The organism is Collinsella sp. LCP19S3_H3 (genome assembly GCF_052119145.1).
Lineage (GTDB): Bacteria > Actinomycetota > Coriobacteriia > Coriobacteriales > Coriobacteriaceae > Collinsella.
The window spans coordinates 1-2234 of sequence record NZ_JBQKFW010000029.1; the positions used below are offsets into that span (position 1 = coordinate 1).

Annotated in this window: 1 protein-coding gene and 1 rRNA gene; both read right to left on the reverse strand. The window is 57.3% G+C overall.

Annotated features, from left to right (window positions below; all coding sequences use genetic code 11):
• Nucleotides 1–207 precede the first annotated feature (207 nt).
• Nucleotides 208–1902, reverse strand: a complete 1695-nt coding sequence (locus tag ACTQZF_RS09115; RefSeq protein WP_154518687.1) for a phospho-sugar mutase — start codon at nucleotides 1900–1902, stop codon at nucleotides 208–210.
• A 248-nt stretch (nucleotides 1903–2150) separates the two neighbouring features.
• Nucleotides 2151–2234, reverse strand: a 5S ribosomal RNA gene (gene rrf / locus ACTQZF_RS09120); the annotation flags it as partial.

Below are 2234 nucleotides of genomic sequence, written 5' to 3' on the forward strand. Positions count from 1 at the left end.
AGGTGCACGCCCCGCGGTCCATCTCGTCCGACCGGGCCGCGCGGCAAGGAGATATATTGCCAGACCGGAGGGGCCCCGGGGGCGGGAATCTGGTTGCACACAGCTCCTACACATTTATTATTCATCGACCAAACGTTAGAGCAAAAGAAGGGGGCCCTTTGCGAGACCCCCTTCCCTTCTTATCGGTAACAGTCTGTTTATCAAGCCCTAGGCCAGCAGCTTGCGGCCAGACTCCTCAATCGCGTCAAGTGCTGCATCAGCCTCGGCGGCATCCGCGCCCTTAGCGAAGATGTACAGCTTGATCTTGGGCTCGGTGCCGGAAGGACGGACAATACCCTTGTTGCCACCCTCAAGATCGAACTCAATGACATTAGCCTTCGGCAGGCCGTTCACGCACGTGTTGTAATCCACAACGGCCTCGATCTTGGAGCCTGCGAGCTCCGCGGGCGGGTTCTCGCGCAGACCAGCCATGATGCCGGCCATCTTTGCCGCACCCTCAGCGCCCGGATAGCTCAGCGAAATCGTCTTGTTGTGATAGTAGCCATACTTCTCGTACAGCTCGTGCATCGCATCGGCAAGGTTCTTGCCCTGGAGCTTGTAATACTGCGCCATCTGGCAAATCAGAAGCGAAGTGCTCACGGCGTCCTTGTCACGCACGTGGTCGCCGGCCAGATAACCGTAGCTCTCCTCGAAACCGAAGATAAATCGATCGACTTCACCAGCATCGGAAAGCGAGGTAATGATGTCACCGATGTACTTGAAGCCCGTCAGGCAGCGACGGAGCTCAAAGCCATACTCCTCGGCCAGAGCATCGACCATGGCGGAAGAAACAATGGTAGTAACCGCGACCTTCTTGGTGAGATCCTCGCCGCGGGCGGCACGGGTCTTGCAGATATAGTCGAGCAGCAGAACGCCCATCTCATTGCCGGTCAGCAGCAGATAGTCATCACCATTCTTAACAGCAACACCAACACGGTCGGCGTCAGGATCGGTTGCAAGCAGCAGATCGGGGTGAACCTGCTCGCACAGGTCGATTCCCTTCTGCATGGCCTGACGGATCTCGGGGTTAGGATACGGGCAGGTCGGGAAATCGCCGTTCGGGTCCTTCTGCTCGGGAACAACCGTGACATCGGTGATGCCGGCGCGCTCGAGCACCGTCGTGACGGGAATGAGGCCAGTGCCGTTGAGCGGAGTGTAGACGAGCTTAAGCGGAGCGCCAGCGATCTCCTCGGCAGAAAGGTTGGTCACGCCGCGCGCGAGAACGGCGTCGTAATAACGCTCGAGGCACGAGTCATCGATCCATTTGACCAGACCCTGCTCAAGAGCCTCATCAAAGTCCATGGACTTCACGCCAGTGAACGTATCGGTCTCGGCGATAGCCTTAGAAATTGCATCCGCGGCCTCGCTAGTGATCTGGCAGCCGTCGGGGCCATATGCCTTATAGCCGTTATAGGGCGCAGGGTTATGACTAGCGGTCATGCAAATGCCACCGGAGCACTTAAGGTCGCGGACGGCCCAGGAAAGCGTCGGCACGGGAGAAATCTTAGGGTACACGAGAGCAGTCACGCCGTTTGCTGCAAGAATGGCAGCAGTCGTCTTGACGAACAATTCGCCCTTATTGCGGCTATCGCGAGCAATGGCAACCGTCGGATGCTCAAAAGTCGCATTGAGATAGTCGGCGAAGCCCTGCGTTGCACGGCCGACCGTATAGATATTCATACGGTTGGTGCCAGCACCGATCGTGCCACGCAGGCCGGCGGTGCCGAAGGCAAGATCCTGGAAGAAGGCATCGGTGATGGCATCCTCGTCACCCTGCTCCTTCATCGTGTTGAGCTCGGTCAGCAGCTCATCATCCTTGACATTGGCAATCCAAGTATCAAGCAGCTCGTGAACATCTGCCATGTGCGTCCTTCCTTCATAATCAATAAAACGGCCCACCTAAAACAGGTCAAGCGCAGTATCACGCTTAAGTAGATAGTAATCCATTGAGTGCGTGAGACTGTCAGGAGAACGGTGAACGTCTGAATAAGACGGCAGATGATATCGTTGTAAAAATTGTAATTTAGTTAAATTGCCTGAGAAACGAAAAAGGGGGAGGCCGCGAGGCCTCCCCCTTCCCAGTTCAAGCGTACGGCTCGGTGCCGTCCACCGGTCAGCGGCGCCCTGGCCTCCCACGGGCTGGCCCCGCAGTACTCTCGGCGCGATGGGGCTTAGCTTCCGGGTTCGGAACGGGA